Origin of the sequence: Pseudomonas silensiensis (assembly GCF_050434865.1) — a bacterium.
Classification (GTDB): Bacteria; Pseudomonadota; Gammaproteobacteria; order Pseudomonadales; family Pseudomonadaceae; genus Aquipseudomonas; species Aquipseudomonas fluorescens_W.
Genome location: NZ_JBNDJH010000007.1, coordinates 131,409 through 149,767, shown reverse-complemented (window position 1 = coordinate 149,767; position 18,359 = coordinate 131,409). Strand labels below are relative to the sequence as shown.

The window sequence follows — 18,359 nt, the reverse complement described above, 5'->3', positions numbered from 1 at the left end:
CGGCGCTGTTAGAAGCGGATGAGGTGAAATCGAAGGTCTTTTGCCTACCCATCGAAATCACCCAAATTGATATTCAGGCGCCCGAGGCGGTACAGCAGCGTGCGGCGTGGCAGCCCGAGTTCGCGGGCGGCGAGGGTCTGGTTGCCGTCGTTTTTGCGCAGGCAATCGAGCAACAGACTGCGTTCGACTTGCTCCAGGCGTTCGCGCAGGTTCAGGCCGCTGCTGTCTTCCGGCATGGCTTCCATGCGCAGAGAGAAATGTTCGGCCAGTAACTCGCCACCCTCGCACAGCAGCACCGCGCGTTCGACCAGGCCTTTGAGTTCACGCACGTTGCCGGGAAAGGTGTAACCGGACAGGTGATCCAGCGCCGCATCGGACCAGCACACCGCATCGCGCTGCAAGAACGAGCACGCCTTGTCGGCGAAGTGCCGGGCCAGGTCGAGGATGTCGCCTTCGCGCTGACGCAGGGCCGGTAACTCGATCGGGAATTGCGCGAGGCGGTAGTACAAGTCCTCGCGAAATTTGCCTTCACTGACCAGCACCGACAAATCACGGTGCGTCGCGGCGATGATGCGCACGTCGATCTTGTGAGTGTCGTTGGAGCCCAGCGGACGAATCTCGCCCTCCTGCAGAACCCGCAACAGCTTGGCTTGCAGGGACAACGGCATGTCGCCGATTTCATCGAGCAGCAAAGTGCCGCCGTTGGCCGCGTCAAACAGCCCGGCACGGTCGCGATCAGCACCGGTAAACGCACCTTTGCGGTAGCCGAACAGTTCGCTTTCCAACAGGTTCTCGGGGAACGCCGCGCAGTTCTGCACGATGAACGCCTGGGAACGGCGCGGCCCGCAGTCGTGAATGGCGCGCGCCACCACTTCCTTGCCGGTGCCGGTTTCGCCGCGCAGCAGCACGGTATACGGGCTGTGCAGGACTTTGCTGATCAGCGAATAGGTCTGGCGCATGGCCGAACTCTTGCCGATCAAACCGTAACCGCTGGCGCTCGGGACGCTGATTTTCGCCGGCAGCCGTGTATCACCGGTCGGCTGACGCAAACGCTGCAGCAAATGCAGTTGGCCGAGCACGAACGAGCCCAGTTGCCCGAGGGAATCGGCAAAGCCTTGCAGGTCGATGTGCCGGCGACTGGCGCACAGCAGCAAGCCTTCGACGGCTTTCTGCTGATTGACCAGCGGCACACATAACAGCGACTGCCAAGGCATGGCCTGAGGCGGCAGGAAACTGGTTTCGTGCAGGCTGCCGCTCAGCTCGCTGAGGCACACCACGCGGTTCTGGCACAGGGCGAATTGCAGCAGTTGTTCACCGTTGTAATCCGCCGGCAGGCTCGCCGATTCCCGGGGTTGCAGGATGCCGTTCAGGCATTCGGCGTTCATCCCCAGGCACGTGTGAGTCGCATCCAGCAGGTACAGCTGCGTCAACTCGCAACCGCTGAGCTCGGCCAAGCCGCGCACGAAGTCACCCAGCAGCGCAGCACCGTCCGCCGCGCGCGACAGGCTGGCGAATTGCGCCAGCAAGGCTTCGGCATAGACCAGCGGTTGCGGCACTTGAGTGAACATCACGCCCACCTCAGGCGAACTCGCACGTCACGCTGGCGTTGCCGTCGAGCGTCGCATGGACACGCTTGAGGCTTTCACCCGTGGCCATCGCATCGAGCAAACGGTCGGCCACCAGCGGCAGCACGTGCAGGTCCAGCAAATGGTCGATCAGGCGTGCGCCGCTGTCGCTCTGGGTGCAGCGTTCGGCCAAGTGATCGACGAGGTCCTGGGAGTACGTGAAATCCAGCTGACGACGGTTCAGGCGCTCGCCCAAACGGCCGAGTTTGATTTCGATCAGCTCGCGCAGCACCGGGCCGCCCACCGGGTAGTAAGGCACGACGCGCATGCGCGCCAGCAGCGCCGGTTTGAAGTGTTTGCTCAGCACCGGGCGGATGGTTTCTTCGAGGACTTCGGCCGACGGCCGCGCGCCGTTTTCACAGAGCTCGGCGATGCGGTCGCTGCCCAGGTTCGACGTCATCAGGATCAGCGTGTTGCGGAAATCGATCTCGCGCCCTTCGCCGTCGTTGGCCACGCCTTTGTCGAAGATTTGGTAGAACAGGTTGAGCACGTCCGGGTCGGCTTTCTCGACTTCATCGAGCAGCACCACCGAGTACGGTTTCTGGCGCACGGCTTCGGTGAGCATGCCGCCCTCGCCGTAACCGACGTAGCCCGGCGGCGCACCGATCAGGCGCGAGACGGTGTGCTTTTCCTGGAACTCGGACATGTTGATGGTGGTGATGAAACGATCACCGCCGTACAGCAAGTCCGCGAGGGCCAGTGCAGTTTCGGTCTTGCCGACGCCACTCGGGCCGACCAGCAGGAACACGCCCACCGGTGCATCAGGTTTGTTCAGGCCGGCAGCGGTGGCGCGCATCGAGCGGTCCAGTGCGTGAACGGCTTGTTCCTGACCGCGGATGCGGGTGCGCAAGTCGGTGGCGAAGCTCGCGACCTTGGCGTTGTGTTCGCGGGCCAGTTGGGCCAATGGCACACCGGTCCAGGCACTGATCACTTCGGCGACCAGACGTGGGCAGACTTCGAAGCTCACCAGACGTTCTTTGACCTGAAGCTCGGTCAGGGTTTTGTGAGTTACGTTCAGTGCAGCTTCCAGGGACGCGACGCTTTGCGCTTCGTCCACAGGGGCTTCGAGCGTTTCGATCACGGTGCCTTCAGCGTCTTCTTCAACCGTAACGGTGGGCTCGACGGCGGCAGCTTCGCGGGCCTTGGCCAGTTGCTGACGCAGGTCCAGCAGGCGCTCGGCCAGTTCTTTCTGCTCGGTCCAGAGGGTTTCCAGCGCGACTCTTTCATCATCGGCGGCAGCCAGGCGATCTTCCAAAGCGTCCAGCGCTTCGTGATCGATCAGCAGACCGGCCTCGGCATCACGGCGCAGGGCCTGACGCTGACGGCCACCTTCAGCCAGTTCACCACGCAGGCGTTCAAGGCTTTCCGGGGCGGCGGCGAGGCTGATGCGTACGCGGGCGCACGCGGTGTCGAGCACGTCGACGGCTTTGTCCGGCAGCTGACGGCCCGCGAGGTAGCGAGCAGACAACTCGGCCGCCGCAACCACTGCGTCGTCGCGCAGGTAGATGCCGTGGCTCTTCTCGTAGACCTGAGCCAGGCCACGCAGGATGGTCACCGCTTCGCTGACGGTCGGTTCGTGCAGTTGCACCGGTTGGAAACGACGGGCCAGGGCCGGGTCTTTTTCGAAGTACTTCTTGTACTCCGCCCAGGTGGTGGCGGCGATGGTGCGCAACTCGCCACGGGCCAGGGCTGGTTTCAGCAGGTTGGCCGCGTCGGAACCACCAGCATTGCCGCCCGCGCCGATCAGTGTGTGAGCTTCGTCGATGAACAGGATGATCGGTTTCGGCGAGGCTTTGACTTCGTCGATCACGCCTTTGAGGCGACGTTCAAACTCACCTTTGACGCTGGCGCCCGCCTGCAACAGGCCCATGTCCAGCGACAGTAACTCAACGCCTTTCAAGACTTGCGGCACTTCACCGGCCGCGATGCGCGAGGCCAGGCCTTCGACGATGGCGGTTTTACCGACGCCGGCTTCACCGACCACAATCGGGTTGTTTTTGCGGCGACGGGCGAGGATGTCGACCATCTGACGGATCGCGCCATCGCGGCACAACACCGGGTCGAGTTTGCCGTCGCGGGCCTGTTGGGTCAGGTTGTGGGTGAAGCGCTGCAGCAGCGATTCGCCGGGTACAGCGGGTTTGCCCGTTGCCGGTTGTTCTTTCTGCGACAGGGCGAATTCTTTCAGGCGCTCAATGTTCAGCTTGGACAGCAACGACTGGTAGCGGCTGCCGGCGTAGCGCATCGGGTTGCGCAACAGCGCGAGGATCAACGCGGCTTGCTCGACCTGGCTTTGGCCCAGTTCAAGGTTGGCCACCAGCAACGCGTCTTGCAGCCACTGCACCAGTTCCGGGGCGAACACCGGGTTGCGCGAAGCGCTGTGCTCAACCCGCGATTGCAACGCGGCGCTCAGTTCACCAGCATCGACTTCGGCGTCTTGCAGCGCGCGTGCGAGCAAGCCTTGCGGGCGCTCCAGCAAGCCCAGCAGCAAGTCTTCGACGAGGATCTTGCTGCCGCCACGGGCGACGCAGCGCTCGGCAGAACTTTCCAGATCACGACGGGTTTCGGCGTCCAGCGCCTGGATAAGTTGTTGCAGGTCTACGTTGATCATTGGTCATCTGTCCTTAATGAATTTTGCTGCCCAGGGTCACCACGCCGTCCGCTTTTTCGCGGCCCAGCCAACTGGTCCATCCCAGGCGACAGGCGTTCTGCTCACCGATGCGCAGTTCGCGGATTTCTTCCTGGCGCAACACCAGGCGAATGTCGTAATCGAGCGGGTCACGCAGGGTGAACCGCACCAGCGCGCAGAGCGGCTGGTAGCCGAAACCGATCGGCAGAAATTCGTGAAAGCGTTGCCAGTCGAGTTCGCGGATGTGAATGCGGAACTTGCCGCTGCGGTCGCGCACGTGTTCGCCCAGCACCAGGTCTTCGCCGAGCAGGCTGTTGGCGCGCCCCAAACGATTGCGCTGCTCGTCGAGGATTTCGACGCGGCGCTCGATGCACTGTTCGATGGTCAGTTCGGCGTGTTTGAAGTAGTAACGCAGCACCGCTTCGATCAGCGCCGCCGAGTGCGCCCGCAAGCTGAGCAAGCCGAGATACGGCAGCAGGCGTTTCCAGTTCAGCTCCTGGGCCCTGCGGATCTCTTCGCCACCGAGGCCGATCAACGCAAACAGCTGCGACGAAAACGGGTCGAGGGCGCCGCTCTGGAAGCTTGCGCGGTAGCGGTATTTTTTCCAGATCGGCAGCATCAGCCGTTGCAGGCGATGGTGGAACAGGTCGAGGAAGTTGCGGGTCGGGTTGCCGTCTTCGCTATCGCCCAGGGCCTGTTCGCCGTAGAACGCCGGCAGTGGCGAACCGGAACCGACCAGGCCGATCAGGTTGAAACGCAGACGCGCGCGCATCTGCCCGTGCTCTTCGAAAAACTCCACGCGATCGACGTCACTGCCGGGGAAACCCAGGCTCGGATTGGCCTGGAATTCCAGCTGGTCATACAGATCGTCTTCGCTCAGGTACGGGTGCGCCTCGCGCAGCCGGTCAACCACCAGCAGCACGGCCTGAAACAGCGAGTACTCGCGTATTACCCGGGTCAACCCGCTTAAAGCAGGGGTTGCAGACCCATACGTGGTGTCCATTGGTACACCTCTCCCTGTGTGCTTTTTACCCGCAGCTCGTGGTACGAATTAAGACTGGCGTAAAGCGCGAAAAACTCGTTAAGAACTGAAGCGAATACGAACAGGTCGCCCTCGCCGATATACCCTTCCGGGTCGATGGTCAGCTCAGTGCGCAAACCGCGTACCGGCAACCCTCGGTGCAAGCGGTCGACGTGTTGGTGTTTGATCGACTTGAGCCCGCCCAACAGGCGCTTGCTGACTTTTTCAGCGTGTTGGTCGTAGTAGCGCGGCAGGTCGTAGGTTTCGAGAATCACCTTCAACGCATTGACGTCAGCCAGCGACAGATAGTTAAGCGACATGTTGCTGATCAGCTTCCAGAGGAAGTCACGGTTCAGCGGCGGCGCATAACTGGGCGTGGCCGGAGTGATGTTGCGGAAGCTCAAGAACTCCGGCGTGTCTTCGCAAGCCATGCAGATGTCGCCGAGCTTGAGTTTTTTCGGCAGATTCTGGTTGGTGCACATCAACTCGATCGACAGGGTTTCGTGGGCTTCGGTGTGACGGATGCCGAAGCTCAGGTAAGTGTCGAGCCCGTCGTGCAACGAGGACGAACGCTGGCGGATGCTGTAGTGCGGACGGCTGTTGGGCACGTCGAAACTCGGGTCGTGCTCGAACGATTCGAACGGCACGTACTCCTGATAACCAAGGCCGCCGGGCTTCCATCCCGTGACGGTTTCCACCGAGAACACGCCGCAGTTTTGCAGGTCGTATTCGGCTGGCAGCAGCAGGTATTCGTCCTGCTTGCCGTCGAGGCGGATCGGCAGCGCATCGTGCTTGAACAGGTTGACGATCGGCGTGCAGTAGAGCTTTACGTTGTCCAGCGTCGGGCGCAGGCGCTGGATGCCGCTCTTGCGAATATCGAAGCGCAATTCCAGGCCGCGCATCTGCTTGAGCGTGTCTTCCGGCAGGGCCTTGAGCAGGTCCAGACCGTTGATATCGACGAACAGGAATTTGTCCTGGAAGGCGAAATATTCCTGCAAGTAGCGATAGCCACGGAAGGTGTTCAGCGGATACGGGATCAACGCCTCTTCTTCGGCAAAACCCACCGGCTGCACACGGTCGCCGGGCATCTTGAACGCCATCGGCGTGCCGTTGACGCCATTGATGGGCTTGCCGGCGCCATCCAGCGGGATCAGCTCGATGCCTTCCAGGTTGCGCAACAGGCTCAGGTAAAGCATCTGGCTGATGTAGCGCTCGCCGGCGAAGTGCAGACGCAGACGACTCAGCTCTAGCTCACCGAGGTGACCGTCAGCGCTCATCTCCAGACGCAGGCTCAACAGCGAACCGTCGCCTTTCACCGAGTAATTCAGCGCCGCCAGATCCAACGGCAAGACTTCGGTCGGGTAGCAGGTACGGAAACGGCAACGCACGTCATCGATCAGCACACTCTCAACCGGCGTGTCGCGCTCGACCATCAACGCAGGTCCCGATCGCTTCAACGGATCGAACTGCAAAATGCTGAACGCCGGCAGCGGCCGCATGTAGTTGGGCCACAGCAGGTGCATCAGCGAGTGGCTGAGCTCCGGCAACTCGTCGTCGAGCTTCTGACGCAGGCGACCGGTCAGGAACGCAAAGCCTTCCAGCAACCGCTCCACGTCCGGATCCCGCCCGGCCTGACCCAGGAAAGGCGCCAACGCCGGGCTACGCTCGGCGAATCGACGACCTAACTGGCGAAGTGCGGTGAGTTCGCTTTGGTAGTAGTGGTTAAAGGACACGGGGGGTTACCTGTTTGTCGTTTTTGCAAAATTTTTAAGAGCTGGAACATCCAACAACTGCGTGCGTCATGGGCAAAAAGAACGGTCATCGACAGTCCATGAACGCACGGCTTTTTCTTCGACCTTCTCAACCCGCGCCAAAGCCGTGCGCAGCGCCTGCCCATCAATGGTTTTGACGGCGCTGGCGCTTTTAATCGACAGGCTGTACTGATCGCTTATCTGGCCCGACACGTCCTTGCCCGCCGACGTGTAGTTGGCGATGGAACGACGCTCGTCCGGGTTCAGCCTGAAGCTGCGGGGCTGATCGTCGTAGTTGGAGTCATGGGCCAGGGACAGCTCCAGCGGGACTCCGCAGGTGTTGAGCAGGTAGACATCGTTGCGGTAGACCTGCTGCGCAGCGCAGGCCGTCAATGACACGAAGAAAGCAAAAAGACCGGTCCACTTAAACATCGAATTCATCCTTGGCAGCTTCATGGGCAGAACGACGCATCGTTGATCGTCCAGGAGCTGATATCGCCTTGTCTCACCGGTGTTTTGCCTTCAAGGGCCGCTCTTAATGCCTGCGCATGAATGACCTTCGAGCCACTAGCGGTGTTGATCAGCAGTTCGTAATCATCGGCAATGCGCACCATCGAGTCTTTGTCATACGAGATAAAGCTGCCGATGATTTGTCGGGCGCCGACCGGCGCGACATAGTCGCCAACAGCCGGTCCCCAGTTCGAAAAATGCGATACCTTCAGCGTCAGGGGACTAGCGCAGCTGTTCTGTAGATAGATTTCGTCACGGTAGAGCTGCTGCGAGGTGCAAGCCGTCAGCGGGAACAGCAGCACGGCACAACCGATGTACTTAATCATCAAAGTCATCCTTGGCAGCTTCATGGGCACACCGACGTATCGTTGATCGTCCACTCACGCTGAGTGCCGTCGCTGATCTTCTCCACGCCGCTCAGGCGCTGTTTCAGCTGGGCGCCATCAATCACTTTGCTTCCAACGGTATCGGTGATTTTCAGCGAATAGTTGGCCGGGATTTGCTCGATCACGTCTTCGCCATAAGAGGCAAAGCTCGCTACCAGCGCCCGGGAGCCCGCTGCTGACTTCACATTGCGCAACTGCGTATGCAAGTTGGAGCCGTTGGATATCTTCATTTCCAACGCTTGGCCGCAGCGGTTTTCGACATAAACATGGTTGTTGTAAACCTGTTGTGTCGCGCAGATGGTCAGGGAGATGAAGAGCAGGCTGAAACCGGCGAACTTAATCATCGAATTCGACCCGGGCCAGCCACAGAAGGCTTTTCACATCTTGTTCGGCAGCGGCAACGCGGCTGAAGAAGTCAATGGAGCGATAACCGCTGTAGTAGTTCATGACATCGATTTCACCGGACGTCGGCTCAGGATGATCGGGCTTGATGCTTTGCCCCAGCGTCGAAGAATCCTTGTGCGTCCAGGAATACATCGGGATCACGCCACCGCCATACTCGTTCAGGATGAAATGCCCAAACTCATGGGCGGCGGTGTATTTGAAGTCGTCGTTAGCGGTGCTCGTGGCAGAGGCGATACCGCTCAATCCGCTGTTTACAGCGGCCGCGTAGTACATGCCCATGTTGTGATGAATCTTGCGAAACAGCGCCAGACTGGTAGAGCGACCACCTTCTTTCGACAAATTGTCGACGAGTGGAAAGTTGCCGGCCGAAGGCTGGGCATTAACGTCAGCCTTCACCTTGACCTTGTAAACGCCCTTGCTAGTTGTGATACCGCTTGAAATGCCCTGCCCTCGACTGCCATCGCGCGACCAGTAACGCTCGATACCTTCTTTGGCAAAGCCTTCCAAGGTTGCATATGGCGTATGCGGTGCTCCCGTTACGGAACCTGTCGAACCGCCATCGGAAAACTTGGGCCGCAACACGACATCTACCGTCTTCGCATTCCGATCAACCCGAACATCAACCCACTTCACTTTTTGCGCGGAGCACTCAAGCGTCAGATCCGTGACCTGTTGTTCGCCGCCCTGAGTCGCGGTCAATCGCACCTTCAAGTTCGGGCTTTTCAGAACACGGGTATCGAGAATGCCGGCGGTGTCGTAGCCATCCCACTGCCATGAGTGCTCACCAGTCGGCAGAAACGCTGCGGTATTGGTTTCGGCGTAGATCAACTTTTCGCCGTCCAGCACTTCCAGCTTCACGGTGTCGGCAGCGGCCTTGCGGTTGTCGATGAGGAAGTCGATCAGCTCACGGTTTTTCGTGGCACCGCTTTTGATTTCATCGTAATCCGGGACCTCCAGCGGCGTCAGAACCGAATTGCCGCCGGACTTCAGCTTCAGCCGGTAATCGAGTTTCTTTTCATCAGCGCTGGCTTCTGGAATCAGTGCCGCGACCACAGCACCCAGCGCGGTCGCGACAATCCCGGAGAACGACGCCGCCGAATGCGAATTCCCGATAATCACGGTCCCGGAACCCGCCGTCACCTTGTTGCCATGAGTCCCTACGGAATCCACCGTCGCAGCCGGTTTGCCGTTGATCAATACGGTCGTGGCCAACCCGCCCGACATCGCACCACCACACGCCGAGGCATCGCCTTGGCGGGCGGCCGGGAGGCCGTCGAAAAATACGTCGCCGGAACCGGCGACAATCGGGTTGGTGCCGTGGCCGGGGAGCGGGCAAGCGGTGGGGTCGGATACGCGGGCTGCGGGTTTACCGGACATCGGAGTCTCCTTAGTTGACCTTCACTTGACCGCTGCCATCCAGGCGCGCGGCGAAACTGACCTGACGCTTGAAACCATCAACTTCCAGCAAGCCTTCGATGCTGAAGGACAGGCGAAGCTGATCGTGGTCACGCGGCAGGGAAATGACACGCACATTGCTCAGGCGTGGCTCGTAGGCTTCGATGAAATTTTCGATGGCCAGACGGGCCTGACTCAGGGAGTCGTGCAGGCTCAGACGCATGTCATTGAGATCGGGTAGCCCGTAATCGGACAGCGTTTGCACGCTGCCCGCACGGGTGCTGAGCATCTTGGCCAGATGGGCAGCCACGGACGCCATGGCGGAGACCTCGCGGCTCCAGCCGACGCGTTTGTCCGCGTCGCCACCCAGGCGTTCGAAAAGGCTGCCGTATCCAGTCATGAGTTAGGCTCCGCTTACTCTTTGTCCAGCTTGCCAACCAGCGACAGGGTGAAATCGGCCCCCATGTACTTGAAGTGCGGGCGCACGTTCAGGCTGACGCGGTACCAGCCAGGCTCGCCTTCAACATCGCTGACGATGATCTGGGCAGCGCGCAGTGGACGACGGCCACGTACTTCGGCACTTGGGTTTTCCTGGTCGGCCACGTACTGGCGGATCCACTTGTTGAGTTCCAGCTCGAGGTCGGTACGTTCTTTCCACGAACCGAGTTGCTCGCGCTGCAGCACTTTCAAATAGTGAGCCAGGCGGTTGACGATCATCATGTACGGCAGTTGGGTGCCGAGCTTGTAGTTCAGCTCTGCGGCCTTGCCTTCTGCGCTGATGCCGAAGAACTTCGGCTTCTGCACCGAGCTTGCGGAGAAGAACGCCGCGTTGTCGGAGCCTTTGCGCATGGTCAGGGAGATGAAGCCTTCCTCGGCCAGTTCGTATTCACGGCGGTCGCTAACCAGAACCTCGGTAGGAATCTTGGTTTCGATTTCGCCCATGCTTTCGAAATGGTGCAACGGCAGGTCTTCAACCGCGCCACCGCTCTGCGGGCCGATAATGTTCGGGCACCAGCGGAATTTGGCGAAGCTGTCGGTCAGCTTGGTGCCGAACGCGTAGGCGGTGTTGCCCCACAGGTAGTGCTCGTGGCTGTTGGCGACGGTTTCTTTGTACACGAACGATTTGACCGGGTTTTCTTCCGGGTCGTACGGGTTACGCAGCAGGAAACGCGGCACGGTCAGGCCAACGTAACGGGAGTCTTCCGACTGGCGGAAGCTCTGCCATTTGGCGAATTGCGGGCCTTCGAAGTGATCTTTCAGATCCTTCAGGTCCGGCAGGCCGGTGAAGCTTTCCAGGCCGAAGAATTTCGGGCCGGCCGCGGCAATGAACGGCGCGTGGGACATGCAGGCAACGCTGGACACGTACTGCATCAGTTTCACGTCCGGCGAGCTTGGGGACATGAAGTAGTTGGCGATGATCGCGCCTACAGGCTGACCACCGAACTGACCGTATTCAGCGGTGTAGATGTGCTTGTACAGGCCAGACTGCATCACTTCCGGCGAATCGTCGAAATCGTCCAGCAGGTCTTCTTTGGAGACGTTGAGGATTTCAATCTTGATGTTTTCGCGGAAGTTGGTGCGATCAACCAGCAGCTGCAGACCACGCCACGACGATTCCAGGGACTGGAAAGACGGGTGGTGCAGAATCTCGTCCATCTGGCGGCTGAGCTTGGCATCGATCTCGGCGATCATGCGGTCAACCATGGCTTTCTTGACCGGCTCACCGTTGTTTTGCGGCTTGAGCAGCTCTTCGATGAAGGCCGACACACCGCGCTTGGCGATGTCGTAGGCTTCGTCGTCCGGCGTCAGGCGGGTTTCGGCGATGATGCTGTCGAGAATGCTGTATTCGCCGTTCTCTTTGCTCTTTTGCTGTGCTGCGCTAGTGCTCATGGTGTTGGCTTCCTTGGCTGATGGAGACTCAGGCATCCTGGGCTGCGGCGTTCAAGCCCAGCTCACCCAGTACGCGACCGCGGGATTCGTCGTCGGCGAGAACGCCTTCGATGGCTTTGCGGAACGCAGGCGCGTTACCCAGCGGGCCTTTGAGGGCCACCAGCGCGTCGCGCAGTTCCATCAGTTTTTTCAGCTCAGGCACTTGCTCGACCAGGCTGGCCGGGTTGAAGTCCTTCATCGAGTTGACGCGCAGTTGCACGCCGAGCTCTTCAGTACTGCCCTCTTCCTGAAGACGGTTCGGCACGTTCAGCGTCAGGGTCAACTCTTGCTTGGCCAGCACTTCGTCGAAAGTCGTCTTGTCGATGCTGATCGGCTTGCGATCTTCGACTTTGCGTTCGTCCTTGCGGTGGGTGTAGTCACCGATTGCCAGTAGTTTCAACGGCAGTTCAATCTCTTCCTGTGCACCACCGGTGGCAGGTTTGAAAGTGACGTTGATGCGTTCCTTGGGGGCTACCGAGCCTTCTTTGGCCATGGCTATTCTCCTTGCGGTTGTGGCCCTGGGGCCTATTCGAGTACCACTTCGAGATCGAGGTGGCACAGCCTGCGATAAATCTCTTCCTTGCGTTCACGTACGGCATGGTTCTGCGGCAACAACTCGCAGCAGCTATGCAGTAAATGCAGCACTTCCAGCGCAAGATCGGGCTCCCAGGCGTTCAGGCCTGAGTCCTGTAATGTTTGGTCGAGGGTTTCGAGTTGGGTCTTGGCCAGTTCGTATTTCTTGGCCATGAAGCACAGCCGCGCGAGGGCGAACTGCCAGAAGAATCGGACGCGTCCGCCCTGGGCGCTTTGCAGGCCTTGCTTGAGGATCTGCACGGCGGTCTTGAGGCCATCCTTGCGCAGGATTGGCAAGACTTCTTCCAGGGCCACTTCCCAGGCCGGCTGGCTGTCGGCGACTTCGACCTTGCGCGGCGCACTGGCGCTTTGCAGGTGCGGCATGACATGGGCACTGACCCAGGCGCGGGTGGCCGGATCGGCAAACGGGGCGCCGTCATGGAAACGCAATTCGATGATGCCGGGCAGGCGCTGAATCAAAAGCGCGAAGTGGATTTCCACTTCGCGCATAGCCATCTCGGCGTTGAGCCCCTGGAGGCACTCCCAAACCATTCGCTGGCCATCAAACCAGAACGGCGCCTTCGCCAGGCTCGCCTCCAGTTCCACCAGCAGATCGGCGTATTTGGCCTGGTCGTAACGGTCCTGATAGGCCTTGAGCTTGTCGGCTGGCAACCCGCGCAGAACGGTGATCTGCTCGGCGTTGCGCTCGGGCACCGCGTCAATGGGCAACCATAACAGTGTGCGATTGAGGCGCAAGGCGCGAAGGTCGGTGGCTTTCTGCTTGAGCCACCAGGCACACAGCGGCCGCGCGCTTTCCTGCTGGGCGCGCAGGGCTTTATGGGCTTCTTTTTCGTTGTCGATCGGTGCGCCGGGGGTGAACAGTTGCGTGGCGGCTTGTTTGACCTGAGCCACCGCCGCGCCGACGACGCCAGGTTCCGGCTGATTGTCGGCGGCACGCTGGACCATGTTCTTCAGGCGGCGGGAGATCGGCAGCAGCAATGGCGCATCGTCGCCCAAGTGCCCGGTGCAAGCGGCATCGAGACCTTCAAGGTGCTCGACCAGCCGCCGAAACATCGGCAACTGCTCTTTGATTGCGACGTTTTCGGTCAGCACCTGCTCAAGACGCGGTACAAGCCAACTGATGGCAGCGGAGCGGGTGCGGGCCTTGGTCGGGTGGACTTCGGCCCAGTGGCTTTCGCACAGGTAGTGCAGCAAACCGAGGCCGGCCAGCAGCCCCTGAAAGGATTCGCGCTGGTACAGCGCCCAGGTCAGCCAGGCGCCAACCCGCAAATCCTTGGACTGGGTGCGCAGGAGGCTTTCGCTGTTTTCGCGGATTTTCAGCCAGTCGATCTGACCGCTTTCGTGCATGGATTGGGCTTTGCCCAGCTCGCTTTCCAGTGCCTCATATTCGCTCGAAAAGCGAACATCCTCGCCCGCGAAATTCTCTTTGGAAACAGAGGCTTTTGCGAGTTCGAGATAATGAGCCGAAAGTTTGCTTGAGTAGGACATCCATGGCCTTTATTTAGGATTACGGTCATACGCCCAATGAAGATTTCAGGGGGCGAGGACAGTATCAAAGAGCTGCGATGAGTCTCATCCAATTGAGTTCGTGCTCTTTCAAGTGGGCGCATCGTAATCACAATGATGGCCACTAGCAAGCATCTGATTAAACAACAAGACGAAGTGTCTCTATTGCTCGTAGGAGATCTCCCTATAAGTAGCAAGGGATACCCTGATGTCAGTTTAATATTCATGCCATCGACCAGCCGCCCCGAAACCATTGAGCTAGAGCAGCGCGCCAATCCTTCCAGGAATGAGTGCCGACTCGCCCCATGAGCCCGGCCCGAATCATGACAAAAATAAGAGAAAATAAATGTAGGAGTCTTCCTCAATGTCACGGTCATCTTTGAACAAAACGACGATGACAACAGAGAACTAAAAAAGTGCCACTATAATGATGGCATTTTATATATCACTGATATTGAACGACAAGCCTCCAGTAACTCAAACCAACCACTTTGTATCCGGAGTGTATTAATCAGTCCAAAAACACTGTGTATATAGAACAAACCAACGCCCATAAAAAATGGGCACCCGATTCAATCGGCATGCCCATTTTTCAATACGGTTCTCCCCGTTATTCAGGGAGTTCGCCGCAATTATGGATTAACGCTGTCTTTCAACGACTTGCCTGGCTTGAACGCAACAGTGTTGCTGGCCTTGATTTTGACGGGCTCACCGGTTTGCGGGTTTTTGCCGGTGCGGGCACCGCGATGGCGTTGCAGGAAGGTACCGAAGCCCACCAGCGTAACGCTGTCCTTGCGGTGCAGAGCGCCGGTGATTTCTTCGAGAACGGCGTTGAGAACGCGGTTGGCCTGCTCTTTGGTGAGGTCTGCTTTTTCAGCAATTGCAGCGGCGAGTTCTGGTTTACGCATTAGTGAAGCCCCTTTGACGGTTTTTTGTTGTTATGTCCGTGCTGTTCTCGTTGGAACAGCGCCCAAAGCGCCGCAGGTGCTCTACTCTGCGGCAGACGGGAGTGAGGATGGCACGCAGCGAAGAGCCGCGCCAGTCTCGGCGCGACCTTTGTAAGGGCAAAATAGGGGTGATTCCGACAGAACGACCGGTATTTACGCCAGCAGTGCCGGAAGCTCTTTGTTCAGGGCCAGTTTTTCCATCACCGCCGCGCCTGTCAGGGCATATCCCAGCAGTTTGCCGCTGGCATCGCGGCACAATACCTTGATGTCCGCGCCCTGCCCTTCGACGGTCCAGACCCCCTCCAAACCCCGTGGTGGCGGTGAAACCACCAAAGGGCAGACTGGCGTTTTAACGGTGATGGGCATCGGGCCATAACTCACCGCCGTCGGGTTTCCGGCGAGGGTCTGGGCCAGCGCTCTCGCACAGCTCATGAGGGGCATGACGTACAACAGATTCAGCCCATCGACTTCGGCGCAGTCGCCCAAGGCATAAATATTGGCGTGGGAGGTTTTCAGGTGGCGATCGACCACCACGCCGCGATTGACCTGCACGCCGGCCGCAGCCGCCAGATCAATGCGCGGACGCAGACCAATGGCCGACACCACCACATCGCAAGGGATCACCTGGCCATCGGACAGATGCGCTTCCAGTCCGTCAGCGACGCGCTGCAAGCGATTGAGCACCGGCCCGAGGTGGAAGCGTGCGCCCAGGCTTTCCAGCCCGGCCTGGACCGCCGCGGCCGCCGCCGGGTGCAACAGAGTCGGCATAACCTGCTCGCACGGTGCAACCAGTTGCACCTCATAGCCGCCAAGGATCAGGTCATTGGCGAACTCGCAGCCGATCAGGCCGGCGCCGAGCAACAACACCCGACGCTTGCCGGCCGCCGCTGCGCGAAAGCGCGCGTAATCTTCCAGGTCGTTGATCGGAAAAACGGCGTCAGCTGCGTCGCCTTCGATCGGCACTCGCACGGTTTCTGCGCCCCAAGCGAGGATCAGGTCACGGTAAAACACCGCTTCCTCGCCGATCCACAAGCGCTTGTGGCCCGGATCGATGCCGCTGATGCGCGTATGGGTACGCACTTCGGCCTTCAATTGCTCGGCCATGGTGCCGGGTTCAGCCATGCTCAGGCCGTCGGCGTCTTTGTTTTTGCCGAAGCCGGTGGAGAGCATGGGCTTGGAGTAGGAGCGTCCGTCATCGGCAGTAATCAGCAGCAGCGGGGTTTCGCCATCGAGTTTGCGAAACTCCCGGGCCAGGTTGTAGCCAGCCAGGCCGGTGCCGACGATCACGACAGGTGCGTTCATTCCTTACTCCTCAGTTATTTAAGCGGCGATTTCGATCATTTCAAAATCCAGCTTGCCTACGCCGCAGTCCGGGCACAGCCAGTCTGCCGGTACGTCTTCCCAGCGGGTGCCCGGCGCAATGCCGTCATCCGGCCAGCCGTCGGCCTCGTTGTAGATCAGGCCGCAGACCACACATTGCCACTTTTTCATTCACGTACATCCTCAAGATTCAGGCTTTTGCCGGCGCGAACGGTCGATGGTTGGAGCGCTGCCGTCCGGCTCAGAGCGTTTTGTACTGATGGGGCCCGGCAGATGCAAGCCTGTTCGACGCAATGGCCGGCCGGATCAATCAAAATCGCAGGCTGACATGGTAAGCTCGCCGCCTCATTTGCTGCCAATAATGACTCACTGTGCCGCACTCAAAATCCCCCGCCGTGACCCCGCTTTGGCTCCCTCAAAGCCAACTGACGCCCCTCCCCGACACGTCTACCCTTGACTGGTTGTTCGATGAAGGCTCTTTGACCCGACGGCTGATCCGTTTGTCGAATGATGGCTTCAGCGTCACGCCACTTTTCGAAGGCTGGCAACCGCTGCGCGCCGACGAATGTGCCGCGCTGGACCTGGCCGAAGGCAGCGAGGGCTGGGTTCGCGAGGTGTATCTGCGCGGCCACGGCGAAGCCTGGGTATTTGCGCGCAGCGTGGCGGCGCGCAGTGCGTTGCAGGGCGACGGTCTGCACATGGACGAATTGGGCAGCCGCTCCCTGGGCGAATTGCTGTTTTGCGATCAAGCGTTCCAGCGCCGTGCTATCGAGGTTTGTCACTATCCTCAGGAGTGGCTGCCGATGGAGTCCCGGGCACCTGAGCTGTGGGGCCGCCGTTCGCGTTTCGATCGCGGCGCCTTGAGCGTGCTGGTGGCCGAAATTTTCTTGCCGACCCTGTGGAACGCCACCCGCGCCCATCCGGAGAAATGCTGATGTACCAAAGCCTGCTCAAGTCCCTGAATCGCCTGAATCCACGGGCCTGGGACTTCATTCAGCTGACCCGCATGGACAAACCGATCGGCATTTATCTGCTGCTGTGGCCGACGCTGTGGGCGCTGTGGATTGCGGGTAAAGGTTCGCCGTCACTGGCCAATATCGTGATTTTCGTCCTTGGCGTGGTGCTCACTCGCGCCGGCGGCTGCGTGATCAATGACTGGGCAGACCGCAAGGTCGACGGCCACGTGAAACGCACCGAACAACGGCCATTGGTGAGCGGCAAGATCAGTTCCAAAGAAGCCCTGGTGTTCTTCGCGCTGCTGATGGGCGTGAGTTTCCTGCTGGTGCTGTGCACCAATGCCAAAACGGTCTGGCTGTCGTTCGGCGGTTTGGCCCTGGCCTTCACTTACCCGTTCATGAAGCGCTACACCTATTACCCGCAAGTGGTGCTGGGCGCGGCGTTCTCCTGGGGCATGCCGATGGCGTTCACTGCCGAAACCGGTGAACTGCCGGCAGCGGCGTGGTTGCTATGGATCGCCAACCTGCTGTGGACGGTGGGCTACGACACTTATTACGCGATGACCGACCGCGACGACGACCTGAAGATCGGCGTGAAATCCACGGCGATTCTGTTTGGCGACGCGGACCGGGTGATCATCCTGACGCTGCAAGGGCTGGCGCTGGGTTGCCTGCTGCTGGCCGGGTCGAAATTCGAGCTCGGTGGCTGGTTCCACTTGGGATTGCTGGCAGCGGCGGGCTGTTTTGCGTGGGAGTTCTGGTACACCCGTGGCAAGGACCGGATGCGCTGCTTCAAGGCGTTTCTGCACAACCACTGGGCCGGGTTGGCGATTTTTGTCGGGATCGTGCTGGATTACGCGCTGCGTTGACCGTTAGAAAAGATCGCAGCCTGCGCCAGCTCCGACAGGGGGATGGAGCGACCGCAGGCTGCGAACTCTTTACGGCGCAGACGAATCGCTTATTTATGCTCGCGCATGATGTGCCAGACTTCCTTCATATTGTCGCCTGCCATGTCACCAGGTTTTTTGTCCTTCATGAACGTGTAAAGCGGCTTGCCGTCATAGGCCCACTGCATCTTCCCGTCGTCACGCTTGATCGTGCTCCACTTGCCTTCGGCCTTGGCGCCCGCCGGCGCCATCATTGGCGGCCAGTATTCAGCGCACTCGCCGTTGCACATCGACTTACCGCCTGAGTCCTTGTCGTATGTGTACACCGTCATGCCTTTGTGATCGACCATCATCCCGTCTTTCATCATCGCCGGCTCGGCGGCGAAGGCCAGAGCCGGCAGCGTTAGCGCAGCCGTGACCAGCAGAGCCTTCCAGGTTTGAGCAATGTGTTTCATGGAAACCTTCCTTTTGTGGTTGTCAGGATTCGGAATTAGAGCTTAG

At 59.7% G+C, this 18,359-nt stretch carries 17 protein-coding genes and 1 pseudogene; 2 read left to right on the top strand and 16 right to left on the bottom strand.

The annotated features are described in order from the left end of the window. Window positions 1-44 precede the first annotated feature (44 nt). From QF010_RS12700 to QF010_RS12630, 15 genes and pseudogenes are all read right to left on the bottom strand, one after another. Entirely contained in the window at window positions 45-1,568 is a 1,524-nt protein-coding gene (locus QF010_RS12700) for a sigma-54 interaction domain-containing protein (protein WP_429533228.1), read from the bottom strand. Window positions 1,569-1,578: 10 nt separating this feature from the next. Then, a complete protein-coding gene (gene tssH / locus QF010_RS12695) occupies window positions 1,579-4,233 on the bottom strand; it encodes a type VI secretion system ATPase TssH (protein ID WP_033059314.1) in 2,655 nt (884 codons plus the stop codon). A 13-nt stretch (window positions 4,234-4,246) separates the two neighbouring features. Then, window positions 4,247-5,254: a type VI secretion system baseplate subunit TssG gene (gene tssG / locus QF010_RS12690; protein WP_033059313.1), complete on the bottom strand. Its 1,008-nt coding sequence runs from the start codon at window positions 5,252-5,254 to the stop codon at window positions 4,247-4,249. Beyond that, entirely contained in the window at window positions 5,218-7,005 is a 1,788-nt protein-coding gene (tssF, locus tag QF010_RS12685; protein WP_033059312.1) for a type VI secretion system baseplate subunit TssF, read from the bottom strand. Before tssF ends, tssG begins: the two co-directional genes overlap by 37 nt. A 66-nt stretch (window positions 7,006-7,071) precedes the next feature. Then, window positions 7,072-7,455, bottom strand: a complete 384-nt coding sequence (locus QF010_RS12680; RefSeq protein WP_197281763.1) for a hypothetical protein — start codon at window positions 7,453-7,455, stop codon at window positions 7,072-7,074. Window positions 7,456-7,475: 20 nt separating this feature from the next. Next, window positions 7,476-7,859, bottom strand: coding sequence for a hypothetical protein (locus QF010_RS12675; protein ID WP_429511555.1), 384 nt, complete (start codon window positions 7,857-7,859; stop codon window positions 7,476-7,478). Between the two features lie 20 nt (window positions 7,860-7,879). Further along, window positions 7,880-8,263, bottom strand: coding sequence for a hypothetical protein (locus QF010_RS12670; RefSeq protein ID WP_033059308.1), 384 nt, complete (start codon window positions 8,261-8,263; stop codon window positions 7,880-7,882). 1,149 nt (window positions 8,264-9,412) lie between these two features. Beyond that, window positions 9,413-9,701, bottom strand: a pseudogene (locus tag QF010_RS12665) (PAAR domain-containing protein); the annotation flags it as partial. 10 nt (window positions 9,702-9,711) lie between these two features. Next, window positions 9,712-10,119: a type VI secretion system baseplate subunit TssE gene (tssE, locus tag QF010_RS12660; protein ID WP_008150080.1), complete on the bottom strand. Its 408-nt coding sequence runs from the start codon at window positions 10,117-10,119 to the stop codon at window positions 9,712-9,714. A gap of 14 nt (window positions 10,120-10,133) precedes the next feature. Then, complete coding sequence (gene tssC, locus QF010_RS12655) at window positions 10,134-11,609, bottom strand: type VI secretion system contractile sheath large subunit (protein ID WP_033059305.1); 1,476 nt, start codon at window positions 11,607-11,609, stop codon at window positions 10,134-10,136. Window positions 11,610-11,637: 28 nt separating this feature from the next. Beyond that, complete coding sequence (gene tssB / locus QF010_RS12650) at window positions 11,638-12,141, bottom strand: type VI secretion system contractile sheath small subunit (RefSeq protein WP_429533227.1); 504 nt, start codon at window positions 12,139-12,141, stop codon at window positions 11,638-11,640. A 32-nt stretch (window positions 12,142-12,173) separates the two neighbouring features. Beyond that, entirely contained in the window at window positions 12,174-13,730 is a 1,557-nt protein-coding gene (gene tssA / locus QF010_RS12645) for a type VI secretion system protein TssA (RefSeq protein WP_429533226.1), read from the bottom strand. A 650-nt stretch (window positions 13,731-14,380) separates the two neighbouring features. Beyond that, window positions 14,381-14,656: an HU family DNA-binding protein gene (locus QF010_RS12640; RefSeq protein ID WP_003213368.1), complete on the bottom strand. Its 276-nt coding sequence runs from the start codon at window positions 14,654-14,656 to the stop codon at window positions 14,381-14,383. Window positions 14,657-14,848: 192 nt separating this feature from the next. Then, window positions 14,849-15,997, bottom strand: a complete 1,149-nt coding sequence (locus tag QF010_RS12635; protein WP_046045007.1) for an NAD(P)/FAD-dependent oxidoreductase — start codon at window positions 15,995-15,997, stop codon at window positions 14,849-14,851. Between the two features lie 18 nt (window positions 15,998-16,015). Further along, window positions 16,016-16,186, bottom strand: a complete 171-nt coding sequence (locus QF010_RS12630) for a rubredoxin (protein ID WP_033059298.1) — start codon at window positions 16,184-16,186, stop codon at window positions 16,016-16,018. 200 nt (window positions 16,187-16,386) lie between these two features. Between QF010_RS12630 and QF010_RS12625 the strand changes: the two genes are divergently transcribed. Together QF010_RS12625 and ubiA are read left to right on the top strand one after the other, a co-directional pair. Next, entirely contained in the window at window positions 16,387-16,950 is a 564-nt protein-coding gene (locus tag QF010_RS12625) for a chorismate--pyruvate lyase family protein (RefSeq protein ID WP_429533225.1), read from the top strand. Further along, on the top strand, window positions 16,950-17,840 hold the full coding sequence (gene ubiA / locus QF010_RS12620) for a 4-hydroxybenzoate octaprenyltransferase (RefSeq protein WP_033059295.1): 891 nt from the start codon (window positions 16,950-16,952) through the stop codon (window positions 17,838-17,840). Before QF010_RS12625 ends, ubiA begins: the two co-directional genes overlap by 1 nt. An 89-nt stretch (window positions 17,841-17,929) precedes the next feature. On the opposite strand, the gene QF010_RS12615 is transcribed toward ubiA, so the two are convergent. Then, window positions 17,930-18,313, bottom strand: coding sequence for a COG4315 family predicted lipoprotein (locus tag QF010_RS12615; RefSeq protein ID WP_429511546.1), 384 nt, complete (start codon window positions 18,311-18,313; stop codon window positions 17,930-17,932). Between the last annotated feature and the right edge of the window lie 46 nt (window positions 18,314-18,359).

Excerpts from the sequence above, each read along its gene's own strand:
- tssH (WP_033059314.1), bottom strand. The coding sequence starts at position 4,233 with ATGATCAACGTAGACCTGCAACAACTTATCCAGGCGCTGGACGCCGAA.
- QF010_RS12680 (WP_197281763.1), bottom strand. The coding sequence starts at position 7,455 with ATGTTTAAGTGGACCGGTCTTTTTGCTTTCTTCGTGTCATTGACGGCC.
- tssE (WP_008150080.1), bottom strand. The coding sequence starts at position 10,119 with ATGACTGGATACGGCAGCCTTTTCGAACGCCTGGGTGGCGACGCGGAC.
- QF010_RS12630 (WP_033059298.1), bottom strand. The coding sequence starts at position 16,186 with ATGAAAAAGTGGCAATGTGTGGTCTGCGGCCTGATCTACAACGAGGCC.
- QF010_RS12700 (WP_429533228.1), bottom strand. The coding sequence starts at position 1,568 with ATGTTCACTCAAGTGCCGCAACCGCTGGTCTATGCCGAAGCCTTGCTG.
- QF010_RS12635 (WP_046045007.1), bottom strand. The coding sequence starts at position 15,997 with ATGAACGCACCTGTCGTGATCGTCGGCACCGGCCTGGCTGGCTACAAC.
- ubiA (WP_033059295.1), top strand. The coding sequence starts at position 16,950 with ATGTACCAAAGCCTGCTCAAGTCCCTGAATCGCCTGAATCCACGGGCC.
- tssC (WP_033059305.1), bottom strand. The coding sequence starts at position 11,609 with ATGAGCACTAGCGCAGCACAGCAAAAGAGCAAAGAGAACGGCGAATAC.
- tssG (WP_033059313.1), bottom strand. The coding sequence starts at position 5,254 with ATGGACACCACGTATGGGTCTGCAACCCCTGCTTTAAGCGGGTTGACC.
- tssB (WP_429533227.1), bottom strand. The coding sequence starts at position 12,141 with ATGGCCAAAGAAGGCTCGGTAGCCCCCAAGGAACGCATCAACGTCACT.
- QF010_RS12615 (WP_429511546.1), bottom strand. The coding sequence starts at position 18,313 with ATGAAACACATTGCTCAAACCTGGAAGGCTCTGCTGGTCACGGCTGCG.
- QF010_RS12670 (WP_033059308.1), bottom strand. The coding sequence starts at position 8,263 with ATGATTAAGTTCGCCGGTTTCAGCCTGCTCTTCATCTCCCTGACCATC.
- QF010_RS12640 (WP_003213368.1), bottom strand. The coding sequence starts at position 14,656 with ATGCGTAAACCAGAACTCGCCGCTGCAATTGCTGAAAAAGCAGACCTC.
- tssA (WP_429533226.1), bottom strand. The coding sequence starts at position 13,730 with ATGTCCTACTCAAGCAAACTTTCGGCTCATTATCTCGAACTCGCAAAA.
- QF010_RS12675 (WP_429511555.1), bottom strand. The coding sequence starts at position 7,859 with ATGATTAAGTACATCGGTTGTGCCGTGCTGCTGTTCCCGCTGACGGCT.